At 66.9% G+C, this 23,472-nt stretch carries 27 protein-coding genes; 13 read left to right on the top strand and 14 right to left on the bottom strand.

All coding sequences use genetic code 11. From position 1 onward, the window contains the following. Window positions 1-180: 180 nt before the first annotated feature. Together EKM57_RS01230 and EKM57_RS01235 are read right to left on the bottom strand one after the other, a co-directional pair. Window positions 181-1,323, bottom strand: a complete 1,143-nt coding sequence (locus EKM57_RS01230; protein ID WP_129791027.1) for an acyl-CoA dehydrogenase family protein — start codon at window positions 1,321-1,323, stop codon at window positions 181-183. Between the two features lie 9 nt (window positions 1,324-1,332). Then, window positions 1,333-2,328, bottom strand: a complete 996-nt coding sequence (locus EKM57_RS01235) for a CaiB/BaiF CoA-transferase family protein (RefSeq protein ID WP_129790638.1) — start codon at window positions 2,326-2,328, stop codon at window positions 1,333-1,335. A gap of 157 nt (window positions 2,329-2,485) precedes the next feature. Here EKM57_RS01235 and EKM57_RS01240 point away from each other — a divergent pair, with 157 nt between their 5' ends. Continuing rightward, the gene (locus EKM57_RS01240; RefSeq protein ID WP_129790639.1) at window positions 2,486-2,749 is read left to right on the top strand and encodes a hypothetical protein; all 264 of its coding nucleotides are present in this window, start codon (window positions 2,486-2,488) and stop codon (window positions 2,747-2,749) included. A gap of 47 nt (window positions 2,750-2,796) precedes the next feature. On the opposite strand, the gene EKM57_RS01245 is transcribed toward EKM57_RS01240, so the two are convergent. From EKM57_RS01245 to EKM57_RS01255, 3 genes are all read right to left on the bottom strand, one after another. Further along, window positions 2,797-3,525: an aspartate/glutamate racemase family protein gene (locus EKM57_RS01245; protein ID WP_129790640.1), complete on the bottom strand. Its 729-nt coding sequence runs from the start codon at window positions 3,523-3,525 to the stop codon at window positions 2,797-2,799. A gap of 17 nt (window positions 3,526-3,542) precedes the next feature. Further along, window positions 3,543-4,325, bottom strand: a complete 783-nt coding sequence (locus EKM57_RS01250; protein ID WP_129790641.1) for an SDR family NAD(P)-dependent oxidoreductase — start codon at window positions 4,323-4,325, stop codon at window positions 3,543-3,545. Between the two features lie 102 nt (window positions 4,326-4,427). After that, window positions 4,428-5,603: an acetyl-CoA C-acetyltransferase gene (locus EKM57_RS01255; protein WP_129790642.1), complete on the bottom strand. Its 1,176-nt coding sequence runs from the start codon at window positions 5,601-5,603 to the stop codon at window positions 4,428-4,430. Between the two features lie 275 nt (window positions 5,604-5,878). Between EKM57_RS01255 and EKM57_RS01260 the strand changes: the two genes are divergently transcribed. Then, entirely contained in the window at window positions 5,879-6,115 is a 237-nt protein-coding gene (locus tag EKM57_RS01260) for a DUF6356 family protein (protein WP_129790643.1), read from the top strand. Between the two features lie 12 nt (window positions 6,116-6,127). Here the strand turns inward: EKM57_RS01260 and EKM57_RS01265 are convergent, their stop codons facing one another. The 7 genes from EKM57_RS01265 to EKM57_RS01295 all read right to left on the bottom strand — a co-directional run bounded on the left by EKM57_RS01265 (window position 6,128) and on the right by EKM57_RS01295 (window position 13,252). Next, entirely contained in the window at window positions 6,128-6,508 is a 381-nt protein-coding gene (locus EKM57_RS01265) for a hypothetical protein (RefSeq protein WP_129790644.1), read from the bottom strand. 193 nt (window positions 6,509-6,701) lie between these two features. Beyond that, window positions 6,702-8,309: an NAD(P)/FAD-dependent oxidoreductase gene (locus EKM57_RS01270; protein ID WP_129790645.1), complete on the bottom strand. Its 1,608-nt coding sequence runs from the start codon at window positions 8,307-8,309 to the stop codon at window positions 6,702-6,704. Window positions 8,310-8,385: 76 nt separating this feature from the next. Next, window positions 8,386-8,796 (bottom strand): DoxX family protein, encoded by a 411-nt coding sequence (locus EKM57_RS01275; protein WP_129790646.1) that lies wholly within the window; start codon window positions 8,794-8,796, stop codon window positions 8,386-8,388. Window positions 8,797-8,967: 171 nt separating this feature from the next. Then, window positions 8,968-10,317, bottom strand: coding sequence for a glutathione-disulfide reductase (gene gorA / locus EKM57_RS01280; protein WP_129790647.1), 1,350 nt, complete (start codon window positions 10,315-10,317; stop codon window positions 8,968-8,970). After that, window positions 10,314-11,171 carry an aspartyl protease family protein gene (locus tag EKM57_RS01285; protein ID WP_129790648.1) on the bottom strand — a complete coding sequence of 286 codons (858 nt, stop codon included), beginning with the start codon at window positions 11,169-11,171 and terminating at the stop codon, window positions 10,314-10,316. Before EKM57_RS01285 ends, gorA begins: the two co-directional genes overlap by 4 nt. After that, window positions 11,168-12,676: a glucose-6-phosphate isomerase gene (gene pgi, locus EKM57_RS01290; protein ID WP_129790649.1), complete on the bottom strand. Its 1,509-nt coding sequence runs from the start codon at window positions 12,674-12,676 to the stop codon at window positions 11,168-11,170. Before pgi ends, EKM57_RS01285 begins: the two co-directional genes overlap by 4 nt. Window positions 12,677-12,853: 177 nt before the next feature. Further along, window positions 12,854-13,252 (bottom strand): SRPBCC family protein, encoded by a 399-nt coding sequence (locus EKM57_RS01295; RefSeq protein WP_129790650.1) that lies wholly within the window; start codon window positions 13,250-13,252, stop codon window positions 12,854-12,856. A gap of 124 nt (window positions 13,253-13,376) precedes the next feature. On the opposite strand from EKM57_RS01295, the gene EKM57_RS01300 reads away from it, so the two are divergent. From EKM57_RS01300 to era, 7 genes are all read left to right on the top strand, one after another. Next, window positions 13,377-13,961: an Ada metal-binding domain-containing protein gene (locus tag EKM57_RS01300; protein ID WP_129790651.1), complete on the top strand. Its 585-nt coding sequence runs from the start codon at window positions 13,377-13,379 to the stop codon at window positions 13,959-13,961. Window positions 13,962-14,132: 171 nt separating this feature from the next. Next, entirely contained in the window at window positions 14,133-14,549 is a 417-nt protein-coding gene (locus EKM57_RS01305) for a MarR family winged helix-turn-helix transcriptional regulator (RefSeq protein WP_129790652.1), read from the top strand. Beyond that, the gene (locus EKM57_RS01310; protein WP_129790653.1) at window positions 14,546-15,733 is read left to right on the top strand and encodes an MFS transporter; all 1,188 of its coding nucleotides are present in this window, start codon (window positions 14,546-14,548) and stop codon (window positions 15,731-15,733) included. The genes EKM57_RS01305 and EKM57_RS01310 overlap by 4 nt, the downstream gene beginning before the upstream one ends. Further along, entirely contained in the window at window positions 15,730-15,855 is a 126-nt protein-coding gene (locus EKM57_RS22615) for a hypothetical protein (protein ID WP_256386842.1), read from the top strand. Before EKM57_RS01310 ends, EKM57_RS22615 begins: the two co-directional genes overlap by 4 nt. Before the next feature lie 150 nt (window positions 15,856-16,005). Further along, window positions 16,006-16,860, top strand: a complete 855-nt coding sequence (gene lepB / locus EKM57_RS01315; protein ID WP_129790654.1) for a signal peptidase I — start codon at window positions 16,006-16,008, stop codon at window positions 16,858-16,860. Between the two features lie 2 nt (window positions 16,861-16,862). Beyond that, window positions 16,863-17,525, top strand: a complete 663-nt coding sequence (rnc, locus tag EKM57_RS01320) for a ribonuclease III (protein ID WP_129791028.1) — start codon at window positions 16,863-16,865, stop codon at window positions 17,523-17,525. Then, window positions 17,522-18,415, top strand: a complete 894-nt coding sequence (gene era, locus EKM57_RS01325; RefSeq protein ID WP_129790655.1) for a GTPase Era — start codon at window positions 17,522-17,524, stop codon at window positions 18,413-18,415. Before rnc ends, era begins: the two co-directional genes overlap by 4 nt. A 40-nt stretch (window positions 18,416-18,455) precedes the next feature. Here era and EKM57_RS01330 read toward each other — a convergent pair whose 3' ends face one another. Continuing rightward, complete coding sequence (locus tag EKM57_RS01330; RefSeq protein WP_129790656.1) at window positions 18,456-19,163, bottom strand: NAD-dependent deacylase; 708 nt, start codon at window positions 19,161-19,163, stop codon at window positions 18,456-18,458. A 136-nt stretch (window positions 19,164-19,299) separates the two neighbouring features. Between EKM57_RS01330 and EKM57_RS22105 the strand changes: the two genes are divergently transcribed. Then, complete coding sequence (locus EKM57_RS22105; RefSeq protein ID WP_206185247.1) at window positions 19,300-19,908, top strand: cupin domain-containing protein; 609 nt, start codon at window positions 19,300-19,302, stop codon at window positions 19,906-19,908. A gap of 31 nt (window positions 19,909-19,939) precedes the next feature. Here EKM57_RS22105 and EKM57_RS01340 read toward each other — a convergent pair whose 3' ends face one another. Next, window positions 19,940-20,404, bottom strand: coding sequence for a hypothetical protein (locus EKM57_RS01340; RefSeq protein ID WP_129790657.1), 465 nt, complete (start codon window positions 20,402-20,404; stop codon window positions 19,940-19,942). Between the two features lie 159 nt (window positions 20,405-20,563). Between EKM57_RS01340 and EKM57_RS01345 the strand changes: the two genes are divergently transcribed. The 3 genes from EKM57_RS01345 (at window position 20,564) to manD (ending at window position 23,471) form a co-directional block, all read left to right on the top strand. Then, a complete protein-coding gene (locus tag EKM57_RS01345) occupies window positions 20,564-21,547 on the top strand; it encodes an aldo/keto reductase (RefSeq protein WP_129790658.1) in 984 nt (327 codons plus the stop codon). Further along, window positions 21,544-22,167 carry a bifunctional 4-hydroxy-2-oxoglutarate aldolase/2-dehydro-3-deoxy-phosphogluconate aldolase gene (eda, locus tag EKM57_RS01350; RefSeq protein WP_129790659.1) on the top strand — a complete coding sequence of 208 codons (624 nt, stop codon included), beginning with the start codon at window positions 21,544-21,546 and terminating at the stop codon, window positions 22,165-22,167. The genes EKM57_RS01345 and eda overlap by 4 nt, the downstream gene beginning before the upstream one ends. A 92-nt stretch (window positions 22,168-22,259) precedes the next feature. Further along, complete coding sequence (gene manD / locus EKM57_RS01355; protein WP_129790660.1) at window positions 22,260-23,471, top strand: D-mannonate dehydratase ManD; 1,212 nt, start codon at window positions 22,260-22,262, stop codon at window positions 23,469-23,471. The last annotated feature ends 1 nt before the right edge of the window (window position 23,472 follow it).

The raw sequence follows: 23,472 nt of genomic DNA on the forward strand, positions 1-23,472 counted from the left end.
GCGCTACCACCATGCAATTGTTAGCGCTACCACCAACCATGCCAATGTCAAGCCTCCGGCGAAACAAGTTCGCGATATGACCAAAAAGACACAGTCGCCGATCAGCGGCCGGCCACAAGCCCCGCGAAACCCTAGCCGGTTGGAAGGCGAGTGGATGACCCAGTCGATCCCGCCAAGCCCTCAGATCGCTCGGGCGATCACTTCCTTCATGATCTCGCTGGTGCCGCCGAAGATGCGGGTGACCCGGGCGTCGCGCCACAGCCGTGCGATCGGATATTCGTTCATGTAGCCGGCCCCGCCATGGAGCTGCAGCGCGGCGTCGCACAGGTCCCACTGGAGCTCCGTGTGCCAGAGCTTGGCGGCGGAGGCTTCGGCGGCGGTGAGCACTCCCGCCATATGCCGGCCCAGCGCCCAATCGAGATGCGCCCAGCCGACCTGCAGCCTCGCGGCCAGGTCGGCGAGGGTGAAGCGCGTATTCTGGAACTCGAAGATTGCGCGGCCGAACGCCTTGCGCTCGCGGGTGAAGCGGATCGCCTCGTCGAAGGCGCGCTGGGCGACCGCCTGGGCGCCGATCGCTATGGCGAGCCGCTCCTGCGGGAGCTGGTTCATCAGATAAGCGAAGCCCATCCCTTCCGCGCCGAGCCGGTTGGACTGCGGCACCCTCAGGTCATGGAAGAAGAGCTCGGACGTGTCCTGGCCGTGCAGGCCGATCTTGTCGAGGTTGCGGCCTCGGCCGAATCCGGGGCGGTCCGATTCGACGAGAATCAGGGAAATGCCCTTCGCTCCTTCCGCGGGGTCGGTCTTGGCGGCAAGAATCACCAAATCGGCATGCTGGCCGTTGGTGATGTAGGTCTTGGAGCCGTTGATCAGATAGTCGTCCCCGTCCTTCACCGCGACGGTGCGGATGGCCTGGAGATCGGAGCCGGCCCCGGGCTCGGTCATCGCGATCGCGGTCGGGGTCTCGCCGGAGATCATCCGCGGCAGCCAGTGCCGTTTCTGCGCCTCCGAGCCGTAAGCAAGGATATAAGGGGCGACGATGTCGGAATGGAGCGAGATGCCGGCGCTGGAGCCGACATAGCCCAGCTCCTCGTCGATCACCGCGTTGAAGCCGAAATCGAGACCGAGCCCGCCATAGGCCTCCGGCACGTTCGGGCAGAGCAAGCCGGCCTTTCCGCTCTTCGTCCAGAAGTCTCGGTCGATGATGCCCTGGTTTTCCCACCGATCGAGATGCGGGATCAGCTCGCGCTCGAAGAAGCGGCGGACCTGCTCGCGGAACATCTCGTGCTCGGTGGTGAAGGTCGTGCGGCGGGACGTGTCGAGCATCGTCATGAATTACAGCTCCTCGAATCGCGGCGCCGGACGGGGTTCGACGAGGCCGTCGCGCTCGACGAACGTGCCGCGGGCGGCGTTGTGCGGATGAGCCGGCGCTTCCGTCATCGACAGGACCGGGGCGAAGCAGGCGTCGCTGCCTTCGAGCAGGTCGCACCAATGGTCGCGCGGATGTTCGCTGAACCGGGCGGCGAGCTCGTCGTGCAGGCCCGGATCGCCCTGGGCCGAGCGGAGGCCGAGCTTCGCCTTCAGGGCCGCGAAGAATGGCGGCTCGAGCGCGCCGACCGAGACCCATTTTCCGTCGGCGCATTCGTAGCAGTCGTAGAAGGGCGCGCCCGAATCGAGCAGGTTCGCGCCGCGCTCGTCTCTCCACATTCCGGCGGCGCGCAGAGACCAGGTCTGGGCCGCGATCAAGGCGGCGCCGTCGACCATCGCGCAGTCCACGACGCAGCCCTTCCCGGTCGCGCGGGCGGAAAGGATGGCGGCCAGCATCGCGAAGGCGAGCATCATCCCGCCGCCGCCGAAATCGCCGACCGCATTGGCCGGCGGCGTCGGCGGCGCGCCGGCGCGGCCATAGCCGTGCAGATTGCCGGCGAGCGCGATATAATTGATGTCGTGCCCGGCGGCGGCGGCGAGCGGCCCGGATTGGCCGAAGCCGGTCATCCGGCCGTAGATCAGGCGCGGATTTTCGGCGCACAGCCTCTCGGGTCCCAGCCCGAGCCGCTCCATCACGCCCGGACGAAAGCCCTCGATCAGCCCGTCGGCCGCGGCGACGAGCGCGCGCAGACGCGCGGCGTCGCCTTCCTCCTTGAGGTCGAGCGCGAGAATCTCGGCGCGGTTACGGCGCAATATGTCCTTGTCGGGCGGAATGGGCGGCACCGAGCCGGCACGCTCGACCCGGATCACCTCGGCGCCGTGATCGGCCAGCATCATTGCCGCGAACGGCGCTGGCGCCAGGCCCGCCAGTTCGATGATTCGTATGCCTTTCAGCGGCTGCACGGGCCCTCCCCCTGGCCTGCGATATTAGAGCAATATCAAGGCTGGCGGCCATGCTCTGCGAAAATGAGCGGTTGGAGAAGTGGCTAAACCGGATCGCGGCTCTCGAAGTCGTCCCGATCCCGGTCGCGGCGCGTCGCGACAAAACTCATCCAGTATAATGAAGATGAGCAAAAAGCGGCATAGGTTCATGACCTTAGGTCTCGAACAGGAGTCTCGAATGGCTCAATACCATCTGTACTATCTCAGGCAGGGGATGCTCGTTGGTTCCGGAAATATCGAGGCGTCCGACGATGCTGAAGCCGCGCGGATCGCCCGCGAACAGGGTGGCGGCCAGGTGATCGAGATATGGAACGACCACCGCCGCGTCCGTGTCGTTTCTCAGCCGAGCACGCCGGAACGCAGGGTTGGCTCGGCAGCTTGAAGACCTTTCCCGCTGCCGGACAAGGCGATGATCCAGGCCGAGGCGCGTCAGACGGCTCCGCCACGCCAGGTCGGCATCGGGCGCTCGCCAATCGCCACCTCGACTGCTGCACGAGCGAGGAGACGGGTTGAATCGAGAGTCGGGAGCGGCGAGTCCTCGGGCGCGACGAGCAACGGAATCTCGGTGCAGACCAGAGCCACGGCATCGCATCCCCGCGCCGCCAGCTTTTCGATGATCCGGACGTAGGCGGCGCGCGATTCGTCCGTGAAGATGCCGAGACACAATTCGTCGAAGATGATCGCGTGAATGGTTGCACGCTCGGCTGCCTCCGGGATTTCCCAGGCCACCCCGCGGCGACCCAAAGCCCCTGGGTAGACCGGGCCGCTCATCGTCCAGTCGGTGCCGAGGATACCGACCTTGTTTCGGCCGTCCGCGACTGCTCGATCGGCAACGACCTCGGCTATGTGGAGGGCCGGTATGGCGAAGCGCTCGCCCGGCGCCTCCAGCGCGATATGGGCCGTGTTGTCGGGAAGCACGAAGAAGTCGGCGCCCGCCGCGGCGAGCTTGCGCGCGTCTGCGAGAAAGATGGCGCGCAACGTCTCGAGATCGCCTGTCGCCCACGCTTCCAGAGCATCGTGCATCGGAACGCCGGTCAGGGTGATTTCGGGATGATTGTGCGCACCCAAGCGGCGGACGCCCTCCATCCAGGCGGTGCGATAGCACAGGGTCGCGCCTTCGGCGCTGTGGGCGAGAATACCGATATGCTTCGCCGCCATGCACCTCGTCCTTTCGGTCAGCGCGGCGCCATCCGGATGGCGCCGTCGAGCCTCACATATTCACCGTTGAGATAGGGATTTTCGGCCATGAAGATGGCCAGACGGGCATATTCCTCGGCTCGGCCGAGCCGCTTTGGAAAGGGCACCTGGGCGGCGAGCGCATCCTTCACGTTCTGCGGCATCATCGCCACCATGGGCGTTTCGAACACGCCGGGAAGGATGGTGTTCACGCGAATTCCCTCATTCATCAGGTCGCGCGCGATCGGCAGCGCCATTCCGAGCACTCCGGCTTTGGACGCACTATAGGCGGCCTGACCGATCTGCCCGTCCTGGGCGGCGACGCTGGCGGTGTTGACGATCAGCCCCTTCTCTCCGTCTTCGAGCGGATCGAGATCGGCCATCCCCGCGGCCGAGGCGGCTAGCACCCGGAAGGTGCCGATAAGGTTGATCTGGATGGCCAGCTCGAACTGCTGCATCGGATAGCGTCTGATCTCGCCCGTCTGCTTGTCCCGACCGACGGTCTTCATCGCATTGGCGACCCCGGCGCAGTTGACGCAGATCCGCTCCTGCCCGTGCGCCTCGCGGGCCCTGGCGAAGCCCGCATCGACCGCCTCGTCCGAGGTGACGTCGACATGAGCGAAGATCCCGCCAATCTCTCCGGCGACCTTTTCGCCGCGGTCGGCGTCGCGGTCGAAGACTGCAACCTTTACGCCCTTGGCCGCGAGCGCCCGGGCGGTCGCTTCGCCGAGGCCGGATGCGGCGCCGGTAACCACGGCGGAGATATTGCTGTCGAGTTTCATGGCTTTCCCTTTCTGCTTTGAGCTCGCCTTAATCGCTGCGCCGCGGGATGGAAGGGGCCGGCGGGCTAGTTCCCGGGCCTACGGTGCCGCGCCCTTACGCGATCATGCGAGATTCTCGACGATAGTCACGTTGGCGATACCGCCGCCCTCGCACATCGTCTGCAGCCCCCAGCGCCCGCCGCGGCGCTTCAGCGCATGCGTCAGGGTCGCCATCAGCTTCGCGCCGGAGGCGCCGAGCGGATGGCCCAGGGCGATCGCGCCGCCATGGACGTTGAGCCGGTCGGGATCGGCTTCGATCTCCCGGAGCCAAGCGAGCGGCACCGGGGCGAACGCCTCGTTGACCTCGTAAAGGTCGATGTCGGCGATGCTGAGGCCGGCGCGTTCGAGCGCGCGGCGCGTCGCCGGAATGGGTTCCTCGAGCATGATGACCGGATCGCCGGCGGTTACGGTGAGGTTGTGGATTCGCGCCACGGGAACCAGACCGTGCGCCTTCAGCGCCGCTTCGCTGACCACGAGGACGCCGCTCGCGCCGTCGCAGATCTGGCTGGCATTGGCGGCGCTGATGCGGCCGCCTTCCTTGAGCAGCTTGACCGAACCTATTCCTTGCAATGTCGCGTCCGGCCTTATGCCTTCGTCCCGGTCGTGGAGCCGGCTTGCCCCGTCCTCGCCGGTCACCGGCAGCGCGATGATCTCGTCGGCGAAGGCGCCTTCCTCCGTGGCACGAGCGGCCTTGCGATGGCTCTCCAGCGCGAAGGCGTCGAGATCTTCGCGACGGAACTGATATTTCTCGGCGATCATCTCGGCGCCGACAAACTGGCTGAACATGGCGACGCCGAACCGCTCCTGGATGCTCTTCGGGAACGGACCACCGAGGCCGGCCTGCGTCGCCAGCGTCACGGGCGAGCCCATCGGCACGCGGGTCATGGATTCGACGCCGGCGGCGATCACGACGTCCTGCGTGCCGCTCATCACCGCCTGGGCGGCAAAATGGATCGACTGTTGCGAGGAGCCGCACTGCCGGTCGATGGTGACCGCCGGCACGCTGACGGGCAGCTTGCTGGCGAGGACGGCGTTCCGCCCGATGTGGAAGGATTGCTCGCCGACCTGGCCCACACATCCCATGACGACATCGTCGATCGCGGCCGGGTCGATGCCGGTCCGGTCGACCAGGGAATCGAGAATGCGCGCAGCCATGTCGGCGGGATGCCAGTCCTTCAGTGCGCCGCCCTTGCGGCCGCCGGCGGTGCGGACCGCATCGACGATATAGGCTTCGGGCATGGTGTCTCCTTACGTTTACGTAAGCGTGTTAGCGAGGGAGGCGCGGCAGAGGCAATGCCGGAACGCTTGGAGCGACGTCGGTAGAACCACCCCCTGGGTCGCAAATCCGGCAGACCATGCTTGCGGCAGGACGTCGCGGACGGCTGAAGCGAGCCTGGGGCGGCGCTGCGGAAAGCGACGCTATCAGCGCTCGACCGGCCGAGCCGTGGACAGGCCGCATCTGGAAGGCCGTGGCCCGAGACGCTATTGCTTGCTGGAGAACGAGGCGGCACCCGATGGCAGACAATCCTTTCACCCGGCATCCGCGCGAGGTCGGCGAAACCTATTTCGAGCATATGGGCGTCGCCGCCCGGGTAGGGCTCCGGCTCGCGGCGGGCGCCCTCGCCTGCTTCGTGCACGCGATCTTCCCGTTCCTATGCGAGCGCACCGGCAGCCGGACTATCGAGAAGCTCCACCGCCAGATTCACGGCCGGGTGGACGCGCCGAACTGGGAACGGCACCCGATCATCTGACCGGGAAAGAATTCAGAAGCTGAAGCTGATGCCGACCGCGGCGATTCCGCGCTGGCGCGGCTGCAACGCCATGGGATGGCGTTCGGCTTCGATGTTGGTGCGCTGCCGCACATATCCGGCGATCGAGAAGCGGCCGACACCCAATTGAATATTGTCGTCCAGCGGAAGGGCAGCGATCAGCCCGTCCCGGCCGGAAGACCCCGGCTCCGCCAACGCGGCATTCCCCTCGCGCAACGCCGCCTGAACGTCGGGCTCGGTCGAGTCGGTCGAGTCCGATGGCGCGGCGTCGAACCGATTGGGCGGCGCCGAATTGCCAGTCTGCGCCATGACCGGAGCGGCCGCCATCAGCGCCAACGACGATATCCACACGGTGCCGCATCGGTGCGCAGTCATGCTTCCCGGACCCCTTATGTCCTGTTTCAGGGTAAGCGCCGCAGGCCGGAGGAAGGTTCCCGCGGCTTACCTGTCTCGGCAAGTATCTGGCTCGACGAAACGAGGCTTTCGCACGGCGAACGGAGGAGGAGGCGGCTCGCTCGCGAGCCGACCGACCGGGCGCGAGGGTAGATGCGTCTCTTGGGAGCGGTCCTCAAAGGTTGAGGCGCTTGCGGTCGGCAAGGATGCTGCGGGCGGCATTGTGGCCGGGTGCGCCGGTGACGCCGCCGCCTGGATGCGCACCGGAGCCGCACAGATAGAGACCATGAAGCGGCATGCGGTAGTCGGCAGCCCCGAGCATCGGCCGGTTCGAGAAGATCTGGTCGAGCCCCATCTTGCCGTGGAAAATATCTCCGCCGACGAGGCCGAAGCGGCGTTCCAGGTCGATCGGAGACAGCGCCATTCTCCCGACGATGCTCGCGGAGAAGCCGGGCGCGTAGCGCTCGACATGAGCGATGATGGCGTCGGCGGCTTCCTCCCGGCGGTCATCCCAGCCGCCCGGGACGTCGTAGGGGAAGTGCTGGCAGAACAGGCTTGCGACGTGAGCGCCGGCCGGAGCCAGGCTGTCGTCCAGGGTCGAAGGGATCAGCATCTCGACGATGGGTTCGCGCGAATAACCCTGCGTCCGGGCGCTGAGCCAGGCCCGGTCCATATAGTCCAGCGACGGAGCGACGATGATCCCGGCGGTCAGATGGTCCCCGGGGTCGGGAAGACTGGTGAAGCGAGGCAGCTCCGACAGGGCGACATTCATCCGGAAGGTGGCCGATTCGCTCGCCCAGCCGGCCATCCTCCGCGACACCGGCTTCGCCACGGCGCCTTCCGGAAGCAGCCGCCCGAACAGCAGCTTCGGATTGACGCCGGCGGCTACCGCCTTGGCACGCCAGGTCCGGCCGGCCGAGACGGCACCCGCCGCGTACGCCGTGCCGCCGCGAGTCTCGACCACGATCTCGTCGACCGCCGCGTCGAGGACGATTTCGACACCCTTCCCGCGGCAGGCCTTCGCCATGGCCTGGGTGATCGCGCCCATCCCGCCGATCGCATGGCCCCAGGCGCCTTCCACCCCCGCCGCCTCCCCGAAGACGTGGTGAAGCAGGACATAAGCCGACCCCGGGGATTCGGGGCTGGCATAATGACCCACCACGCTGTCGAACCCGAACAGGGCCTGGACCAGATCGTGGCTGAAATAGCGGCGCAAGATATCGGCGGCGGATTTGGTGAAGAAGTCGACCAGGTCGCGCTGGCCCTCGAGACCTAATCCGTTGACACCGGAACCGAGCCGCAGCAGCCGCGGCAGCTCGGAAAGGCCGCCGCCGGCGTTGGGCGGCGAGCGCAGCAACCACTGCCGCACGATCCCGACGACTCTGTTCAGCGCAGCCGAATAGGCTTCGTAATTGCCGGCGTCGGCGGAACTGTGGCGGGCGATCTCGCGCTCCGTCAGGCCGCCCCGCCCGGCGAGCAGATAGTCGGCGCCTTGGGTAGGGAGGAAATTGTCGATCTTGCGAAGCACCACCTTGAGGCCGTGCTGGTAGAGCCGCATGTCGCCGATGATCTTCGGGTTCAGCAGCCCGACCGTGTAGCTGGCGGTGGAGTTGCGGAAGCCGGGATGGAATTCCTCGGTCACCGCAGCGCCGCCGACCACGCTTCGGGCCTCCAGCACGACGACCTTCAATCCCCGCTCCGCGAGATAATAAGCGCAGACCAGGCCGTTATGCCCCGCGCCTATGATGAGCACGTCGCAGCCGATGGAGCGCCTTGCGTTCATCGCTCCGCGCTAGCTCCGGACGCGGCTCTCGTCACGCGAGATCGAGCCGCTCCGTCGCGAGCTGGAACGAAGCGGATCAGGTCCTCGTCGCCCTTGCCCTGTTCGTGCCTTCGACGCTGAATGCGCCCGGGCCGGCGACGACGAAATAGAGGAAGATGAAGCAATAGAGGATCGCGGCGTCGCCGCCGTTGGCGACGGGGAAGGGATTGTCCGGCGCAAAGTGAAAGCCCCAATAGGCCACCGCCATCTCGCCCGAGGCGATGAAGGCTGCCGGACGGGTGAACAGTCCGATCATGATCAGCGCCCCGGCGACCAGCTCGATCAAGCCGCCGATTCCGACAACGGAGAGGAGTTCCACCTGGCCTGGCTGCGCTCCGGGTGGGAAGCCGAACAGCTTCACCAGACCATGCGAAAGGAAGAGCAGACCGGTGACGATTCTGAGGATGCCGAGAAGCTGCGGCTGATATCGCGAGAAGCTATTGAACATCTGGTCGTGTCTCCCCTGCTCGCTGGTCCAGGCAGCAGAGCATGGCAGGACGGTTCGGGCAAGGGGCGATGAGCGCGGTGTGGCCGGTGCAGCGGGCGCGGTTGCCGGTTTCGAAGGAGCCCGCGAGCCGATATTCCTGCGGCCGATTCCGCTCGCGAAGCTGTTTTCCGATCACCGCATCAGCACGAGCTCTTCGGACATGGTCGGATGAAGCGCGATCGTTTCATCGAACTGCGCCTTGGTGAGGCCGGCCTTGACGGCAATCGCCGCCGCCTGAAGGATTTCGGGGGCGTCCGGGCCGATCATATGGATGCCAAGCACCTTCTCGGTCTCCTCGTCCACGATCAGCTTGTAGAGCGCGCGCTCGTTGCGGCCCGCCAGCACATTCTTCATCGGCCGGAAGTCGGCGACATAGGTCTTGTATTCGCCGACCCGGTCGCGCGCCTGCCCTTCGGTCATTCCCACGCCCGCTATTGGAGGATGGCTGAACACGGCCGACGGAATGTTCTCGTAATCGACGCGTGTCGGCTTTCCGCCGAACACGGTCTCGGCGAAGGCGTGGCCCTCGCGGATCGCGACCGGCGTAAGCTGCACCCGGTCCGTCACGTCGCCGATCGCATAGATGCTGGCGACCGACGACTGGTTGTCTTCGTCGACGAGGATCGCGCCATTCTTGCCGAGCTCGACCCCGACCGCTTCGAGCCCGAGTCCGCCGGTATTCGGCAATCGGCCCACCGCCCAGAGCAGCAGGTCCGCCGCGATCGGATCCTGGCCGGCGAGGTGAATGCGCAGGCTGCCGTCCTCCTGCTTCTCGATCTTCTCGATCGGCGCGTTGAACTTGAAGTCGATGCCCTTCATCAGCGAGATGGTGAGCAGCCGGTCGCGGATCTGCTCGTCATAATGCCTGAGGATCCGGTCGCCCCGGTTGACGATCGTCACGTGGCAGCTGAACTCGTGAAGGATGCCGGCGAATTCGTTGGCGATATAGCCTCCCCCGACGATCACCGCGCGCCTCGGAATCGAGTCAAGGTGGAACATCTCGTTCGACGTGATTCCATGCTCGGCCCCCGGCACGTCCGGGACCATCGGATGCGCGCCGGTGGCAATGAGGATGGTGCCGGCGCTCACCTTTGTCCCGTCCGCGAGCGTCACCTCGTTGGGACCGGTGACTGTGGCGCGCTGGGCCAGGATCTCGACCTCGTTCCGCTCGAGCATGTCTGAATAGAGGCCTTCGAGACGTTCGACCTCGCCAAGGACATTGTCGCGCAAGGTGGGCCAGTCGAAGCGGGATTCTCCCACTTCCCAGCCGAACCGGCGGGCATCTTGCAGGTCCTCCGCGAAGTGGGCGCCATAGACGAGCAGCTTCTTGGGCACGCAGCCGCGGATGACGCAGGTTCCCCCGACGCGATATTCCTCGGCGATCGCCACTCGAGCGCCATGGGCGGCGGAGACGCGCGCCGCGCGCACGCCACCCGAACCGGCGCCGATCACGACGAGGTCATAATCGTAGGTCTCGCTCATTGACGGCCGTTCCTCGGTTGCAGCCAGACCGCGCCGCCGGCGAAGTCGGTAGTGATGATGAAGTCGCGCAATATCGAAGTACCGATATTGAGATCGGCTGCGCTTTCACCGGCATCGATCGCCGCCGGCACATCGCGATATTCGCTGCCGGCAATGCGAAGGTTACGCAGCATGACGATGTCGCGCTCGACCGGGCCGCCAAGGCCGCCTCCGGCCCGGCGCTCCACGATGCGCTCCGGTGCGGTCAGGCCGATCCGCTCGGCATAGTTCCGGCCGATCAGGACCTCGCTGCCATTGCCCAGATCGAATGCCGCCTGGACCGGCGCCTGGCTCTCTATCGAGACGGCGAAGGTCGGAATGCCCCGATGCTCGCCGACGGCGAGGCGCGTGCCGACAGGCTGTACGTTGTCCTCGATCCTGTCGATGGTTCCGGCCTCGATGTCGATGCGCAGGCGATGGCGGTCGAACAGCTCGCGGCCGAGGATCAAGTCGATCGGCCTTCCGATCAGGCGCTGCGAAACCTCGCCGAGGTCGAGCACCGCGGCCGGCTGCGCGAGCGACGCGCCGACCGCCTCGATCACCACCGACTCGACGAAGCGCGCTTCCATGGTCTCCGCGCCGGAGCCGCGCGCGGTCGCGCCGCCGGTTGCGGCGACTCCGAGGCGGCCGGCGAAATCGTCGTCCAGCACCGTCATCTCCGCGCCCGAATCGAGCAGGCCGAGGGCCGCCTTTCCGTTGACGGTCACCGGCAGGAACAAGCGGTTGTTGAACAGCTCCAGCGGTTCGGCCGCGGCGGGTGCCGGAGCGAGCGCGAGGAGGACGGCGGCAAGGCTGCCGACGAGGCTCGGCCTCATTCCCCGCTTGCTCCGAACGCCCGGGCGATCAGCGCCCGGGTCGAGGAATCGAAGTCGATCGAACCGCTGTCCGCGTCGAGCGCCTTCGCCATCGCCTTGCCCAGCTCGACCCCGAACTGGTCGAAGGGGTTGATTCCGAGCAAGGCGGCGTTGGCGAAAACTCTATGTTCGTAGAAGGCGAGGAGCGCGCCCAGCGTGCGCGGGTCCAGCCGGTCGAGCAGGATCGTCGTCGATGGGCGGTCCCCGGGATAGTCGCGATGCGGATCGTCGGACCGGCGCCCGGACATCAGCGCCGCACCCTGCCCGAACGCATTGGCGAGGAGCTGGCGGTGATGATCGGGCGCGAGGCTGTGACCGGGCTCCACCGAGGCGATGAACTCGACCGGTACCAGGTGCGTGCCCTGGTGGAGGAGCTGGAAAACGGCGTGCTGCGCATCGGTGCCGACGCCGCCCCAGACGATCGGCGAGGTGGCGCGCCCGGCCGGGCTGCCGTCGAGGCGGACGCTCTTGCCGTTGGACTCCATTTCGAGCTGCTGGAGATAGTCGGGCAGCAGCCGCAAGCGCTCGTCATATGCGAAGACGGCGCGGCTCTCGACCTTGCGGATATTGGCATAATAACGATCGACGAAGGCGGCGAGGACCGGTGCATTGCGTGCGAGCGGCGCCAGGCGGAAATGGCGGTCCATCGCGGCCGCCCCTTCGAGGAGGCTTTCGAAGGCGTCCCAACCGAGGGCCAAGGCGGCCGGAAAGCCTATCGACGACCAGAGGGAGTAGCGGCCGCCGACGGTGTCCGAGAAAGGCAGAATTCGGGTTTCGTCGACTCCGAACTCGATGGCCTTGTCGGGACTGGCGGTGAGCGCCACGACCCGCCCATAGGGATCGACCACGCCATGTTCATCCATCCAGGACAGTGCGGAGCCCGCATTGAGCATCGTCTCGGTGGTGGTGAAGGTCTTCGACGCTATCACCAGCAACGTGGCGTGGGGATCGAAACGGCGGATCGCCTCCTCCAGAGCGGCGCCGTCGACGTTGGAGACGATGGCGGTATCGTAGCGGCCCGCCTCGCGGCCGAGCGCGTCGACGAGCAGCTTGGGCCCAAGCGCCGAGCCGCCGATTCCAACATGGAGGATATGGCGGATGGAGCCGAAGGCGTCCGCCTCCATCGCGTCGATGAGGGTGCGCATCCGGGCATGGAAACGGCGGGCGCGGGCGACGCTCTCGGCCGCCCCCTCCCCGCGTTCGGCGGTATGTTCGGCGGCGCGTTCTTCGGTCGGATTGACCGCCTCGCCGGCAAACAGAGCGTCGCGGCGCTCCTTAAGTCCGGCGGTCTCGGCAAGGCGGATGAACCCGTCGAGCTGCGACCGGCCGAGATGCGTCTTCGAGAAATCGAACAGGATTCCCGATTCATCGACCGTGAGGCGCTCGAGACGGTCGGGCTCGGAATCGAAGAGCTCCGACAGGGTCGTCGTCTGCGCTGACTCGAGGGGTGCCCAGGCTTCGTCCATCACCGTCTCCCTTGGGTTCGGTGGCTATCTAGGGAGGCGAGGCGCCGATGCATAGGTGGGGTGCACAGGGCCTCTGGTTCCGTCCGCGGTGATCAATCTCCGCCCTCGCGACGAACGTCGCACCGCCGAGCCCGGTGTGGACCCTAGTCTCGATCGTTCCCGCATGTGCTGGAAAGGTCAGTTCGCCTCGAGATGCGCCTTCATCTTGCGCAGGCCGTCCGCCATCATCGGCGAGATGCGCTCGGCGAAGTCGACCGGAAGAACGTCGGCCGTCCAGGTCACGCGAGCCCCGATCGGGGAAGGATGGATCTCGAGAGCGCCATTATGATGCTCGACGCCCAAAACGGTCCAGACCAGGCGGCGGCGATCATCGTCGATCGTGACGATCGCCTCGTCGGCGACGGCGCCATTGGCGAAGGTCACGCGCCGCGTCGGCGTAGCGACGTCGGGGAGCATCTCGGTGGCAGTCACGAAGCCGGGCACGAGCCGCGTGTGGAGGGCGCCGACATCGCGTGCGGCGTCCCAGATGTCTTCCGGCGGACAACCAATTTCGATCTCATGATGGACGGTGGGCATGTCGGTTCCTCGCTGTTTCGATCCGGGCAACGGATAGCGGGACGACTCGAGGCTTGCTGGCAGAAATCGGACCCGGTCATCCGCGCGCCATGACGCACGGAGCGCGGCGCGATAAAGGTGTCGCATGGGCGCCTACCGCCACGAACATCCGGATCTGAGCTTCGAGGCGTGCGAGCGCGCCCGCCATGCCCGCGATCCCGCTTTCGACGGGGTGATCTTCATCGCCGTCACGTCGACCCGCATCTACTGTCGGCCTGTCTGCCCCGTGCGCCAGCCGCTCACCCACAACGTCCGCTACTTTCCGAGCGCCGCCGCGGCGGAAGCGGCCGGCTTCCGGCCATGCCTGCGCTGCCGCCCGGAGACCGCGCCGCACTCGCCGGCCTGGTCGGGCGCCCGCGCGACCGTCACCCGGGCGCTTCGCCTCATCGAGGAGGGCGCGCTCGACCAAGAGGGGGTCGAGCCGCTTGCCGCGCGCCTGGGCATCGGCCCGCGGCATCTTGCCCGCCTCTTCCGCCGCTACCTTCGCACCACGCCGACGGCGGCCGCCCGAACCGCCCGGGTGCAGCGGGCGAAAAGGCTGATCGACGGATCGGACCTGCCGATGACCGAGATTGCGGACCTGGCAGGCTTTCGAAGCGTCCGCTCGTTCAACGCCACGTTTCGCGAAGTCTATCGCCGTCCGCCGAGCGCCCTGCGCCGCGGGCGGTAGAGCCTCGTCGGACCATGCGCCTTTCACCCAAGCGTAGGCTGGGTCCAAGCGGATCCAGCAGGGACGCCAACCTTCGTTGACACGACGCCCCGGGGGGAGCGAAGGGCCATCGATTCGACCCGCTCGCCTGCCCGATTGCGCGTAATGCCCTTTACGTGCATATACACGTAGATGCTGGGGACAATCTGCGTCTGCGCCAAGCTGCGCCGGTCCGCTCGGATCGTCAGCGCGCTCTACGACGAGGCGCTCGCGCCTTCGGGGCTCAGCGTCGCGCAATTCTCGCTGCTGCGGATGCTGCAGCGGGCCGGGCCCTGCTCGCTGACGGAGCTGGCGGCCGCGACAGGCCATGACCGCACGACGCTCAACCGCACCCTCAAGCCGCTCGAGGCGGCCGGGCTGGTCGATTCGTCGCCCTGCGGTGAGGATCAGCGGGCCCGCATCGTTCAGGTGACCCATAAGGCGCGCGCGGCGATGCGCGCCGCTCAGCCACATTGGGAGGCGGCGCAGACGCGGATCCGCAATGCCTTGGGGCCGGACCACGACCGGCTATTCGCCTCGCTCGACCGCATAGAGGAGCTGCGCGCATGAAGCGTCCGTGGATCGTCATCACCAGCGCCGCCTTGATCGTCACGCTCGCGATGGGCGTCCGCCAGGCGTTCGGCCTGTTCCTGCCGCCGATGAGCGTCGAACTGGGCATCGGCCGCGGCACGTTCGGCCTTGCCGTTGCGATCAGCAATCTCGTTTTCGGCCTAGCCCAACCCTTCGTGGGCGCACTGGCCGACCGCCACGGCGCGGGCCGCGTCGTCTTCTTCGGAACCCTGGTCTATGTCACCGGGATGGTGGGCGCGTCCTGGGTCGGCAGCGCGCTCGGCCTCCACCTCACCTTCGGCCTGCTGGTCGGCCTTTCGCTGGCGGCGACGACGTTCGTCGTCGTGCTGGGGGCGGTCGGGCGGGTGGTTCCCGCCGAGCGGCGCGGGCTCGCTTTCGGCATCGTCACCGCCGGCGGCTCGCTGGGCCAGTTCCTGGTCGTGCCGGGCGCTCAGCTGCTGCTGTCCGAACTCGGCTACCGGCTAGCCTTGATCGTGCTGGCGGGCGTCGTCGCCATCTGCGCCGTGCTGGCGATCGGAGTCGCCGGCAAGCCCGCGGAAGCGACGGATGGTCCGGCCCAATCGCTCGGACAGGCGCTGAACGAAGCCGCGGGGCATGGCGGCTTCTGGCTGCTCAATGCCGGCTTCTTCGTCTGCGGTTTCCAGCTCGTCTTCATCGCCACGCACTTCCCTGCCTATCTCGACGACCAGGGACTGGGACTCGGCATCGGCGCGAGCGCGCTGGCGCTGATCGGCCTGTTCAACATCTTCGGATCCTATCTGTTCGGCCTCTCCGGCGACTTCTGGCGGCGCAAATATGTGCTCAGCGGCATCTATGCTGCCCGCGCGGTCGTCGTCGCCTTGTTCCTCGCCGCGCCGCTCAGCGCCGGAACCGCCCTCGCCTTCGCCGCGGCCATGGGCTTCCTGTGGCTCGGCACCGTGCCGCTGACCAGCGGCCTGATCGGCCAGATCTTCGGCGTGCGCTATCTTTCGACCTTGTACGGCATCGTCTTCCTCAGCCATCAGGTCGGCAGCTTCTTCGGCGCCTGGCTGGCGGGCTATGTCTATGATCGCAGCGGGTCCTATGACGCGGTCTGGGCCGCCACGATCGTCCTGGCCATCGTCGCGGCCTTGCTCCACCTGCCGATCCGCGACACGGCCGTGCACCGGGTGCAGCCGGCGTGAAGTCGGCCTTGCCTTGGATCGCGCCGCTGGCGCTGCTTCCGGTAGCGGCGCTCGGCCTGTGGCTATGGCGGCGGGAGGGGGCCCTGATCTGGCTTTCGGACTTCGTGGCGGCCTGTTTCTGAGACGATTCCTTGCGTGTCGACGGCCTGGGGAGCCGCGGGCGGATGCAACCGCTGCAATCCGGACCTCGAGGCTGGCGCCGCGCGGCTTGAGCGGATCTCACCCTTGCCTGCTGCTTGACCGCGCCCGGCGGCCAAGCGAAAGGCGCTCGCATGGTGAACGAGATCCCGCCCGGTACGGACGCAAGCGATTCCAGCGGTCCGCCGGAGCGCCGGAAGGAGAGCTGGTGGGAGTCGATCCGCTTCTTCCTTCTCCTCTTCCTCGCGGCCGTGGCGATCCGGAGCCTGCTGTTCGCGCCGTTCAGCATTCCCTCGGGATCGATGCTGCCGAACCTCATGATCGGCGATTATCTGTTCGTCGCGAAATGGCCCTACGGCTATTCGCGCCACAGCTTCCCATTCGGGATAGCGAGCTTCGACGGTCGCATCCTCGCCAGCCTGCCGGAGCGCGGCGACGTCGTCGTGTTCCGCTTCCCCGGCGTCGAGAATGACGACTACATCAAGCGCGTAATCGGCCTGCCTGGCGACACGGTCGAGGTTCGCGACGGCGCCGTCATCCTCAACGGCGAGCCGGTGCGGCGGCAGCGCATCGCCGACTATGCCATGCCGGTGAGCGCCAACAGCCCGTGCCGGGTCGTCGGCGACAGCCCGGAGGCGACCGAGCGCGCCGGTGGGCCGACCGGACGCGAGTGCGTCTTCCCGCGCTATCGCGAAACGCTGCCGGACGGGCGAAGCTACGAGGTGCTCGACCAGGGCGACATGGACCTGGACGATTGGGGACCGATCATCGTGCCGGAGGGCCAGCTGTTCGTGATGGGCGACAATCGCGACGACAGCGCCGACAGCCGCGTGCCCACGGAGCAGAACGGCGTCGGCCTGCTGCCGGTCGATCATCTGCTCGGCCGGGCGACCATCCTGTTCTGGTCGACGGACGGGTCGGCCCAATGGCTGCTGCCCTGGACCTGGTTCAGCGCTGCCCGCTGGGAGCGGATAGGCGAGACCTGGTGAATATGCTTGCCCAATGGCTGGAGGACCGGACCGGCCACCGGCCGAAGGACCTTGCCTTGTTCGAACTGGCGATGACCCATTCGAGCAAGAGCGAGCGAAATTACGAGCGGCTGGAGTTCCTCGGCGACCGGGTCCTCGGTCTGGCTACCGCCGCCCAGCTCTATGCGCTGTTTCCTGAAGAGCCCGAGGGCAAGCTGTCGCGCCGTCTGAACGTGCTCGTCTCGCGCGCGACCTGCGCACAGGTCGGCCGCGATATCGGCGTTCCGACCCAGATGCGGCTCGGCAAGCAGGCCCGCGAGGATGGCGCTCATGACAGCGACAACATATTGGGCGATACGGTCGAGGCGCTGATCGGCGCGATCTTCCTCGACGCCGGCTTCACGGCGGCCGAAAAGGTGGTCCAGCGGCTGTGGGTCGCCTATGTCGGAGAGCTGGAGCGCGCCCCCAAGCATCCCAAGTCGGAATTGCAGGAATGGGCGGCGGCGAACGACCGGCGTCCGCCCGTTTACGCTCTGGTCGGACGCTCCGGGCCGCATCATTCGCCGCGCTTCGTCGTCGAGGTCTCGATTCCCGGGGCCGGCGATGCGCGCGGAGAGGGAACGACGAAGCAGGAAGCGGAGACGGCGGCGGCCGAGACGTTGCTGGAACAGGTGAAGTCGAAATGACCGAGCATTGCGGATTCGTGGCGGTGGTCGGCGCCCCCAATGCCGGCAAGTCGACCCTGGTCAACGCGCTGGTCGGCCAGAAAGTCGCGATCGTCACGCCCAAGGCGCAGACGACGCGCACCCGGCTGATGGGGATTGCGATCGAGGGCGAGGCGCAAATCCTGCTGATCGACACGCCGGGCATCTTCGCGCCGAAGCGGCGGCTCGACCGGGCGATGGTCGCGGCGGCCTGGGGCGGAACCCAGGATGCCGACCTGGTCGCGCTCGTCGTCGACGCCAAGGCTGGAATCACTCGCGGTGTCGCAGAAATGGTCGACCGGCTAGAGGAGCGGCGGGAGCCCCTGACCCTCGTCCTCAACAAGGTCGACCTGGTGCGCAAGGAGGTGCTGCTCACGCTCGCCGCCGACCTCTCCGCCCGAGCCGCCTTCGAGGAGATCTTCATGATCTCGGCCACGACCGGCGACGGCGTCGCCGAGCTGAAGAGCGCTCTGGCCAAGAGGGTGCCGGAAGGGCCGTGGCATTTCCCTGCGGACCAGGTGTCGGACGCGACCGACCGGATGCTTGCGGCCGAGGTCACCCGCGAGCAGCTCTACCACCAGCTTCATGCCGAGCTGCCTTATGAGAGCGCGATCGAGACGGAGAAGTTCGAAGAGCGTTCGGACGGGTCTGCGGCGATCCATCAGCAGATACGGGTCGCCCGCGCGAGCCAGAAGGCCATCGTGCTCGGCAAGGGCGGCACGCGCATCCGCGCGATCGGCGAGGCGGCGCGCGCCGAGCTCTCGCAGCTGCTCGGCCGCAAGGTTCATCTCTTCCTGCACGTCAAGGTCGATCCCCAATGGGAAGAGGATCGAAGCCTCTATCGTGAGATCGGGCTAGACTGGGTCGAGTGAGGCCTGGTCGGGCATCACCTTACCCGCCGGCAAGGTCCGCTCAAGAGGACCCCAGGACTTCCTCGACCCACATCGGCACCAGCTCGCCGGCCCTGCCGATGCGGCTTTCGTGGAAATGATAGCTGCCCAGGCTGGGATCGAGGTTCATCTCGAGCGTGCGCGCGCCATAATGGCGGGCGGTCTGGACGAAGCCGGCGGCGGGATAGACGGCGCCGGAGGTGCCGATCGAGACGAACAGGTCGGACTGCATCAGCGCGCCGTCGATCCGTTCCATCTCGTAGGGCATCTCGCCGAACCAGACGATGTCCGGGCGCAGCCGGCCGGCGGCGCCGCATTCGGGGCAGGCGGGATGGTCGCCGAGATCCCCTTCCCAGCGCATCCGAGCGTCGCAGCCAAGGCACCAGGCCGATTTCAATTCCCCGTGCATGTGAAGCATGCGCCGCGCGCCGGCGCGCTCGTGCAAATCGTCGACATTTTGCGTGACGATGAGCAATTCGCCCGGCCATTCCGCGTCGAGCCGCGCCAGTGCGCGATGCGCCGCATTGGGCTCGGCCGACTTCAGCCGGGCGCGCCGGGCGTCGTAGAAGGCCTGGACGAGCGAAGGGTCGCGCGCGAAGGCCTCCGGCGTCGCCACGTCCTCGACGCGGTGACCCTCCCAGAGCCCGTCGGGTCCGCGAAAGGTAGCGAGGCCGCTTTCCGCCGAAATCCCGGCGCCGGTCAGGATGACGATGTTGGTGATTTCAGGCATGGACCCGGCCTAGCGGAGCGGCGGAAGGTCTGGAATAGGCGGAAATCGCGCCCAGGGAATGAATTGGTCCATCATCCGGATTCCGAGGCCGGCTCGCGATCCCCGTGGCCACCAGCGCCAAGAGACGGCGCCTCCGATGAAGCCGGACGTTGTGCCTTCGTCCGCGTGGCGCGCGCCCGAGCCGGTGCATGGCCCGAAGAAGCGACAGACCGACGACCGCAGCCCCCGCGAATATCGCCGCCGCCTCCGTAAGGACCCTCACCTAGAGCCCGCCTGCGATCGTGGCACAAGCCGTCCTTATGAAGTGGCCGGCGTGATTTGTTGGTTGGCGTGGCCCCTGCCGTCTACATTCGTCACCATCGAACAGACAGGCAGCAAGAGCATGATCCAAGCCGTTCATCCCGCGTCCATAGCGGCCGAACTGGCCGACCCTTATCACAATCGGCGAATAGCGGCGGTCAACGACCATGAGGTGCGCCTCAGCATCATGACCCATGCTTTCGATTGGCATTCACATCCCGACTCCGACGAATGCTTTCTCGTCGTGGAGGGCCAACTCGTCGTCGAGCTCGAAACCGAAACGCACATATTGTCGCCCGGCGAGCTTCTGACGGTTCCGAGAGGCGTCAGGCATCGAACGCGCCCGCAAGGCGCCCGCTCGGTGAACTTGACGTTCGAGAGAAGGGACGCACGCTCCATCTTCACGCAGCCTGGCTCGGCCGATCGAGCAACTCGGCCGGGATGAAAGGACGAGCCTATTCGGCCGGGCAGAAAGCCTAGCCCGGCGTTCCGCGAATCGACGGGTCCTGCGAGGGCGCCATCCGAGGCCAGGCGATCCACGTCCCGACGGCGTAGCAGACCCCGTAGACGAGGACAGTGAGCGAGCTCCAGACGACGAACCGGTCGACCGTTTCGGGGTTCACCACCAGCATTGGAATGGGCGCAAGGGCGCGCAAAAGGTAGATCGTGCTGATCGCGACCAGAGCGGTGCGGAGCAGCGGAAGACGGCGAATTCGGCCGGCTCCGGAGAAGGCGTAAAGGGCCCAGACCAGCAGGACCGACGCGATGCCGAGCGTAACCAGGACGGGCCTCGCCGAACCCGCCTCGGCTGCGCGAGCCATCTCTTCCCCCGCTCCGAAGAAGCGATACCAGGCCGGCCCGCCGAAAATGACCGCGACATGGAGGAGGGCGGCGGCGGCGCTGAGCCCGCCTCCCGCGACAAGCCACCCGTTGCTCTTCATGACACCCTCCCCTTTTCCGCATCAGCGTAACGTCGCCGGCAATCTCCGCAATGGATGGACTTCGAAGGGCCGGAAGAATGACGGCGTGAGTCGCTCGATTTGACCTTGCGCCAATCCGCCCGGGACGGCACCTGCCTTCGGACGACGGAAGGAAATCCCATGGCCGCCACGCCCGAACGCCGCTTGCTCGGCGGCACGCCCTTCGAAATTGCGCCGCTCATGTTCGGCGGCAACGTGTTCGGCTGGACGGTCGACGAGGCGACGAGCTTTGCCTTGCTCGACCGCTTCGTCGACGCCGGCTTCAACGCCGTCGACACGGCCGACGTCTATTCGGGCTGGATCGAGGGCAACGAAGGCGGGGAGTCCGAGACGATCATCGGCAACTGGCTTGCCCAGGGCGGCGGCCGGCGCGATCGGATCGTGCTGGCGACCAAGGTCGGCATGGAGATGGCGCCGGACAGAAAGGGCCTGGCGCGCGACTATATCATCCGCGCCGCCGAGGATTCGCTGCGGCGGCTTCGCACCGACCGGATCGATCTCTACCAGTCGCATCGGGCCGACGAGAGCGTGCCGATCGAGGAGACGTTGCGCGCTTATGAGGAGCTGATCGCGAGCGGCAAGGTCCGCGCGATCGGCGCGTCCAACTATTCGGCGGCGCAGCTCGGCGCGGCGCTCGACACCAGCGAGGCGAAAGGCCTTCCCCGCTACGAGACGCTGCAGCCCCTCTATAATCTCTACGACCGCGCCGAATATGAAGGCGAGCTCGAACGGCTTTGCGAGGCGCGCGGTCTCGGCGTCATTCCCTTTTTCGGCCTCGCCAGCGGCTTCCTCACCGGCAAATATCGTTCCCAAGCGGATCTGGCCGGCCGGCCACGCGGGCAGCGGGTGCAGAAATATCTGAACACGCGCGGGCTTCGGATCCTGGGCGCGCTCGATGCCGTCGGCGCCGAGCTGGACGCGAGCCCCGCGCAGGTCGCACTCGCCTGGCTGATGGCACGGCCAAGCATCACCGCGCCGATCGCCAGCGCGACGAGCATCGCGCAGCTGGACGAGCTGATCCGGGCCGCGGCGCTGACGCTGGATCCGGGGCAGATCGCGACCCTCGATACGGCAAGTGCGGATGAGGAGCGGCCCGACCGATGAAGATGGACGAGATCATGCGCCTTGCGCCGGTCATCCCGGTGCTGATCGTCGAGGACGCCGCTTATTCCCGCCCGATCGCCGAAGCTTTGGTCGCGGGCGGCCTGCGGGTCCTCGAAGTGACCTTGCGCACGCCCGCCGCGCTCGATGTCATCGCCGAGATGGCGAAGGTCGAGGGAGCGGTGGTCGGCGCCGGCACGGTCCTCGATCCGGAGCAGCTAGAGGCGAGCCTTCGCGCCGGCGCGCGCTTCGCAGTGTCGCCCGGCCTCACCGAGCGGCTCGTCCGTGCGGCGATCGACGCCCGCATCCCCTACCTTCCCGGCGTCGCCACTGCAGGCGAGATCATGCGCGGCCTCGACCTCGGCCTCGACCGGTTCAAATTCTTCCCCGCCGAAGCGGCAGGCGGAACCAGCGCGCTCGCCGCCCAGGCCGCGCCCTTCGCCCATGTCCGATTCTGTCCCACCGGCGGCGTCCGACGTGAGACGATGAAGGACTGGCTAGCGCTCGATTCGGTGCTTTGCGTCGGCGGCAGCTGGCTGGTGCCCAAAGGTCCGGCCGATCCGGCCAGGATCGAGCAGGCGGCGCGGGACGCGGTGGCGCTCGCCGCGGAAAGATTCGCATAGGCGCAGGAAGTACGGCAATGTGAACGCTCCCATACGGGGTTGACATTTTCGCTCCCGGGGTCTGCGTTAGCGCTACCAGCGCGGGGAGGATGATGCTCGAGATCAAGTCAGCCAGGGTCGTGGTGACCTGCCCGGGCCGCAACTTCGTGACGCTGAAGATCGAGACGGCCGACGGCCCGACCGGGCTCGGCGACGCGACGCTGAACGGCCGCGAGCTTGCGGTGGCGAGCTATCTCTCCGATCATGTGATCCCCTGCCTGATCGGCCGGGACGCGCACCGGATCGAGGATATCTGGCAGTATCTGTATCGCGGCGCTTATTGGCGGCGCGGCCCCGTGACGATGAGCGCGATCGCCGCGGTCGACATGGCCTTGTGGGACATCAAGGGCAAGGCGGCGGGGTTGCCCCTCTACCAATTGCTCGGCGGTGCTTCGCGCGAGCGGGTGATGGTCTACGGCCATGCCAACGGTACGACGATCGGCGACACGATCGACCGGGCCCTCGAATATCGCGACCAGGGCTACAAGGCGATCCGGCTGCAATGCGGCGTTCCGGGCCTTCCCGCCACCTACGGCGTCTCCAAGGACAAATATTTCTACGAGCCCGCCGATGCCGATCTCCCGACCGAGACGGTGTGGTCGACCGAAAAATATCTGCGGGTCGTCCCCGAATTGTTCGCTGCCGCGCGCGAGAAGCTGGGCTGGGACGTCCACCTGCTCCACGACGTCCATCACCGGCTCACCCCGATCGAGGCGGCGCGGCTGGGCAAGGACCTGGAGCCCTACCGCCCCTTCTGGCTCGAGGATGCGGTGCCGGCCGACAACCAGGAAAGCTTCCGGCTGATCCGCCAGCATACGACGACTCCGCTCGCCGTCGGCGAGGTGTTCAACAGCATCTGGGACGCGAAGACGCTCATCCAGGAGCAGCTGATCGACTATATCCGCGCAACGGTCGTCCATGCCGGCGGGATCACCCATCTGCGCCGGATCGCCGCCTTCGCCGACATGCACAATGTGCGCACCGGCTGCCACGGCGCCACCGATCTTTCGCCGGTGACGATGGCCGCGGCGCTCCATTTCGACCTGTCGGTGCCCAATTTCGGCATCCAGGAATATATGCGTCATACCGACGAAACGGACGCGGTCTTCCCCCACGCCTACCGCTTCGCCGACGGTGCGATGCACCCGGGCGAAGCGCCCGGCCTGGGCGTCGAGCTCGACGAGGAGCGCGCCGCGCGCCACCCCTACAAGAGGGCCTATCTGCCGGTGAACCGGCTCGAGGACGGGACGATGCACGATTGGTGAC

The sequence above is a fragment of the Sphingosinicella sp. CPCC 101087 genome, assembly GCF_004151485.1.
Classification (GTDB): Bacteria; Pseudomonadota; Alphaproteobacteria; order Sphingomonadales; family Sphingomonadaceae; genus Allosphingosinicella.